Below are 5,401 nucleotides of genomic sequence, written 5' to 3' on the forward strand. Positions count from 1 at the left end.
ATAAAAAAACTCCCTCACGCACACGAGGGAGTTTTTTATGATCTTAAAAATAGTCCTTTACTAAAACAGAAATAAGGACTAAATTAAAATTTTAGAATAGAAAAAGTTTTCTTCGCATAAAAAAATCCCTTAAAAGATAAACAACAGTTTCAGTTTTGGGGTTGAAAAAATTAAATTACAATTATTTTTACTGTAAATAATGATTGTAAAATTTAAACTAATTAATCAGCTATTTTTTAAACTGAATATTTTTAAAATTTACAACAAAAAATGCAGGAATTAACTCCCTGCATTTTTGTTAGGTTTCATATCACCAGAATTGGTTCTTGCTAAGAAAAATAATAAAGCGGACAGATATATTGTCCCCTTTATTTAAGTTCCCCAATAAACCTCTTATATCAAATAGACCTTACTGTAATGATACATTATAGAAAATATCAATACTATTCTAAAACAGAGTCTTAGTTTAACAAGCCTTATTCCATTTATTTCAGTAGTCAGTGTTGCTATTTCTTGACGATTCATTAAATATAATTAAGTCTTCAGCGTAAGGAAGCGTTTCTATCCAAGTGAGCATTTTCTTCCATTCAGGTGTTGATTGGTGTTTGCAATAATATTGATAAATAGTTCTTAATTCTGCATAAGTTAAAATAATGATTTTTGTTTGTAAAAAACCTTCTGGTAACAAGGTTTTAGCTTTTCTTGCTAAAGAAATTTTTTCCTTTATATTTTCAGTGGTACTCCACTCTAAACGAATTTCATTTAAAGCTTCAATAATCCCCCTCATTAGAGGTTCATCCTTTATATCGTAAGAAAATTGTTCTAAGCAAAGGGGTTCTGGTTGAAAAATGGATGCCTTAAATGTTGAACAGGAATTCTCAAAATCTTGTTTGTATTTGCTTAATTCATTCCACCAATAAATTGGCATAGTAATCGTCACCCAAACAATGATTTGATTCATAAATTTAGCTTGCTTCAAATCTAAAGTTAGTAAAGATTGAGTTAATTCCCTATCTCTCACTCCTAAAATAAATTCGCCTTCTTCATTGATGTAAGAGTCTGAACGTTTTTTTGTTAAAGGGTAAAAAATCCCATTAATTGCTGGTTCAAACCCAGCTATTTGTAAGGTTTCTATTCTCATTACTATCACACTCCTATATTTTTTTGAAAATATTTTTATTTTATAAAAACTTAGAATGAAATATAAAAAAAGCTACGTTAGATAATATTTAGAATGAAGATAATAAGGGACATGTGGCTTTATATTGAATGGATGGTAAAAAAAGGTTATAATAAAGTGAGAATTGACAAGAGATGTAAAGGGAGAGATATTAATTGGAATCTTTATTTGAAAATCAGACTACGTTAAATAAATTAGTTACAATCGAACTATCTAAAGCGTCAAATAAACCATATTTAAGAATTATAGTGTTATTTGCAATATTTGTATATTCGTATTCATCTCTCAGATTTTATTTATTTGGGGATTATATTAATTTTATAGTTTATTGTATTGGTGTTTTTGTTTTATTACTCTGTTTCTTTAATTTTTGGAAAATTCAAGGTATAAAATCTTATAAGAAACAAAGTAATTTATATGGGAATAAGGACCCTCAGTTCAATATAGTTGTCTATGAAGACTATATTGAATTGAATGAAAAAAATTCTATAGACGATGAAAACAGTTTATCCTTCAAAAGTGAACTTGAAACCAAAGCATATCACGAGCAAATTACTGTAGTATATAAAATGAAAAATGTTTTTGTAATAGTTTATGGGAATAAAATATGTTTTCCAATTGATAGGACTAAATTTACAACTGGAACACCTGAAGCATTTGAACAATTTCTTTTGAAAAAAGGTATAAAAGTGAAGCGAAAAATACTCTAAACTTTAGTCAGTGATTAGACTACTACTTAAAATTAAATAATTGAAAGCATATAAAAAATAGGCTCTTAACTTGCCTATTTTTTTATATGCTTTTTTGGATTGAGCGATTGATTTTAGCATAGAATATCAACATTTACCTAAAACAGAGCCAAATAAAAAAGAGAGGCTAAAAGTTTAACACTGAATATAGTGCATACTTTCAGACCCTCTTTTTTGATTTATGTAAGTAGGTCATAATTTTTCACATAGAGCAACTATCTAAATCATGTAGTTTTAAGATTATAGTATTTAATCTAACATAGCCGAATTAATTCAATTCAATTGACTTTCTATTTTCAACATCAACTAAATCCTCGTATTCAATTTGGAGTTCTACTATATCCAAATCAGTTAGGAAAATATACTCACTATAACAATATACATTTTCCCCTTTAGGCTCCCCCTCGTTCATTCCCAATTCATCTAAGTATAAAATTCCACTGCCATTTTCAAACGTTTCAAGCTTTGATAACTGAAATATAGGAAGTTTCCCTTGATTAGAATACATTCTTAGATACCACACATTTTGATTTTCAAAAGTTTTATCTGTTATATTAACTTTATTTGAAGAAACTTGTGTTGTTATCCGAACATTATATTCAGAAAATTCTTCCATGCTATTGATAGATGTAATGAAATCTTTATAATCTAAAACCTCTCCTTCATTTAATTCAGCGGTTACGATATTCGTAAGGTAATCATCGACCTCAAATACTTTGATAGTTGGTTCTGCCTCGACTAAGTCACTCGTTTGTTCTTCAATGATCTCATCATTCATTGAGAATGAGTTTTCTTGAGCCTTACAAGCACTTAAAAGCGATACAGTCGATAGAAATAAGATAGCTAAATATTTATTCAAAAAGAATACCCCCTTATATAAAAATTCAGTATTATTATATAATGTTATCCATTTTTTAACAATTTATTTTGGTGTAATGTTATTGACTTCATTTTTAAAAGAATTTTTAGATTGATATATTGATTTTTTCACTATATTAGGCTGTTGTGTCGATAAATAAAAAAATACGCTATGTTGGATAATTTTATTGATATGTTAAATAGTCATCTCTAAATATGGTGAGCTAATACTAAATGAATATTCGAGGTGATTTTATATCAGCGTTGACTGATATAAAATCTGTCCTCATTATAAAAGTCACAACCTCTGTAAATATGGGGCTTCATCAGGAAAACAACGTTACAAATGTAGGTCTTGTCTTCGAACGCTTACAGAATTTTCAAAATGAATTCTATCAGGGTTTAAACTACCTTTGCAATAGTGATTAGAGTATGCCAAATGTATGATTTTAGACTTTAGTGTTCGACGTAACGCATAGCATATAGATGGATGTGTAAAAATATTTTTTATATGCGTCATCGAATTTTAGATACCATTCGTTTATATATTGGTGACTAAAATATCAACAAGAATGTTTACCTTTTTATTCCAAATAAGTTATGATATACTATTCAAAAAGAATCTTAGTTAAGGGGAAAGAATGTATGAAAAAATCTTTTTTGATTCGTAATTTTCGCATAAGCATCAGTTCATTTGTCATAGGTATTTTGATTATCTTATTTTCTAATCCACTTGCTCAGTTTTTTTATACACAAGTAGAACGAAATGGAACAATCACGACAACCTATACCGATGAAACAAATGCTTTTAGGCTAATGATTAATTTTAATGTAATCGGCGCAATTATAAGTATTGCTGGTGTAAATAGTTTAATATTGAGTGGATACTTATACTATAAAGATTTAGAAGTTAGAAATGAATAATCAAAAAAAGAAGAGGATGACGACTTTCTCTTCTTTTTTGATTATTTTAACAACAAAATTATCTAACAGAGTTTTCAAGAAAATTTGGATTCAATTCGATTACTTTTCAGAAGCAATGCTTTTGTCTAACGATGCTATTTTATTTAATCTTATCTGATACTTATCTTCACTATTAAACCTATCGACACTTAATTCAAGTATCCTAATCTCATTTTCTTTTTGTCGTTTTTTACGATAGATTAAAATCAATCTATCATAGGGTTCTTTATTTTTATATTGTAAAGCTATACAATGCTCATAGATATTGATTGCCTCTTCATATAACTCTAATGATTCATACTCCTTAGCTTGTTCTATAAGAGATTCTAATTCTGCATCCAAATATGAATGATTTAATGATGTATGTAAATCCTTAGGAGCGTCTATTTGTTTAATAGATAATTCTTGTTTGATAGTTTCGATGCCTCGGCAATACTTATAAACTTCATGACAAACATAACAATCATCTTCTGCTAAGTGACTATCATATTCAAGTTTTAAATACTTTTTCAAAATCGGAAGTTTATGCCATTTGACTTCCTTCATTTTTTGACGAGCTAATCGTAATGTGTCAACATAAATAAATGTTCTTCCTGGTAGATTTAGTCTCTTTATGCTCTCAATTAAGAAGCCTAAATCAAAAGAAGCATTATGAGCTACGATAATATCCTCACCAATAAAATCAAGTAATTGGGGTAATAAATCCTCTAATGTTGGAGCTGATTGACAATCTTCAATAGTAATTGAAGTTAACTCTGTTACCTTTGAAGGAATAGTTTTAGCATTCACAAATGATACAAATGTGCTAACCTTCACATCATTTCGATAACGAATAGCTGCCATTTGAATAATGTCACATTCTTTGGGATTAAGACCATTGGTTTCAAAATCTATGACCACATAATCAGATGGGTATTCGCATTCTTTTGTAATTTCAAATGTTCTTGAGGGTATCATAATCAAAAATTCTCTCCCTATTTGATTGATTGCACTATTTAAAATAAATAATATCCTTAATTGTAAAGACCTTATCCGTCACCCCTAAACGTTGAGCAGGTGTTTTTTCCTCACCATAACGTTTAGTAGGTAAACAGAAGTTATAATACACTCTTAAAATCGTAATTAAATATTGAGCATATTTAGGATTATAATTAGAATAAACGTAAGATTTACCATCACCACGTGCGGTGGTTAGTGGACGTTCTAATACTGAAATACTACGGTGAATTTTTTGAAAGAAATTATCGATTGAACGAGTGTTTATTTGGGATAATACTTTTGCTGACTCTTCAATTTCCATATCTCGAATATCTGTTAAACAGGTCAAATAACGATTACCTTCATCCTTAGCCGGATAAGGGAATTCAATCGGATTAACTCCCTTGTAAGGATAGAAAACTCCATCAATGGCTTTTTCTTCATAAAAATCATGATACGCCAGTTCCTCTTCTAAATAAGCTCGAACTTGTTCACCAATTTTTAAATCATCATAACCCCAATCTTTAGCCCATTTTTTTAATTCATTAAAATGTTTATAATAAGCCGATACAGCTTGTTCTTTTGTTAAAGTTTTATCAACCTGACAGGCTATTATATGAGCCATTTTAGATTTAATTTCATCTGAAAAAATTCGATGAATAGCATTTTGAAT

The 5,401-nt window shown here is 28.8% G+C and carries 7 protein-coding genes; 3 read left to right on the forward strand and 4 right to left on the reverse strand.

The genetic code is table 11. The annotated features are described in order from the left end of the window. Window positions 1-490: 490 nt before the first annotated feature. Window positions 491-1,141 carry a hypothetical protein gene (locus tag J6D32_RS09845; protein WP_287467636.1) on the reverse strand — a complete coding sequence of 217 codons (651 nt, stop codon included), beginning with the start codon at window positions 1,139-1,141 and terminating at the stop codon, window positions 491-493. A 194-nt stretch (window positions 1,142-1,335) separates the two neighbouring features. Here J6D32_RS09845 and J6D32_RS09850 point away from each other — a divergent pair, with 194 nt between their 5' ends. Then, a complete protein-coding gene (locus tag J6D32_RS09850; protein WP_287467637.1) occupies window positions 1,336-1,890 on the forward strand; it encodes a hypothetical protein in 555 nt (184 codons plus the stop codon). Between the two features lie 307 nt (window positions 1,891-2,197). Here J6D32_RS09850 and J6D32_RS09855 read toward each other — a convergent pair whose 3' ends face one another. Next, window positions 2,198-2,788 (reverse strand): hypothetical protein, encoded by a 591-nt coding sequence (locus J6D32_RS09855; protein ID WP_287467638.1) that lies wholly within the window; start codon window positions 2,786-2,788, stop codon window positions 2,198-2,200. 277 nt (window positions 2,789-3,065) lie between these two features. Here J6D32_RS09855 and J6D32_RS14115 point away from each other — a divergent pair, with 277 nt between their 5' ends. After that, entirely contained in the window at window positions 3,066-3,176 is a 111-nt protein-coding gene (locus J6D32_RS14115; protein WP_503004056.1) for a transposase-like zinc-binding domain-containing protein, read from the forward strand. Window positions 3,177-3,432: 256 nt separating this feature from the next. Continuing rightward, the gene (locus J6D32_RS09860) at window positions 3,433-3,711 is read left to right on the forward strand and encodes a hypothetical protein (RefSeq protein WP_287467639.1); all 279 of its coding nucleotides are present in this window, start codon (window positions 3,433-3,435) and stop codon (window positions 3,709-3,711) included. 99 nt (window positions 3,712-3,810) lie between these two features. On the opposite strand, the gene J6D32_RS09865 is transcribed toward J6D32_RS09860, so the two are convergent. Both J6D32_RS09865 and J6D32_RS09870 read right to left on the reverse strand, forming a co-directional pair. Further along, complete coding sequence (locus J6D32_RS09865) at window positions 3,811-4,707, reverse strand: 3'-5' exonuclease (RefSeq protein ID WP_287467640.1); 897 nt, start codon at window positions 4,705-4,707, stop codon at window positions 3,811-3,813. A gap of 34 nt (window positions 4,708-4,741) precedes the next feature. After that, window positions 4,742-5,401 (reverse strand): hypothetical protein (locus J6D32_RS09870; protein WP_503004055.1); only part of this gene is annotated, 660 nt, incomplete at its 5' end.

This window comes from Turicibacter sp. (assembly GCF_017941855.1).
Classification (GTDB): Bacteria; Bacillota_I; Bacilli_A; order MOL361; family Turicibacteraceae; genus Turicibacter; species Turicibacter sanguinis.

Bases quoted from the DNA above. Each gene is read 5' to 3' on its own strand.
- J6D32_RS09845 (WP_287467636.1), bottom strand. From the start codon at position 1,141: ATGAGAATAGAAACCTTACAAATAGCTGGGTTTGAACCAGCAATTAAT.
- J6D32_RS09860 (WP_287467639.1), top strand. From the start codon at position 3,433: ATGAAAAAATCTTTTTTGATTCGTAATTTTCGCATAAGCATCAGTTCA.
- J6D32_RS09865 (WP_287467640.1), bottom strand. From the start codon at position 4,707: ATGATACCCTCAAGAACATTTGAAATTACAAAAGAATGCGAATACCCA.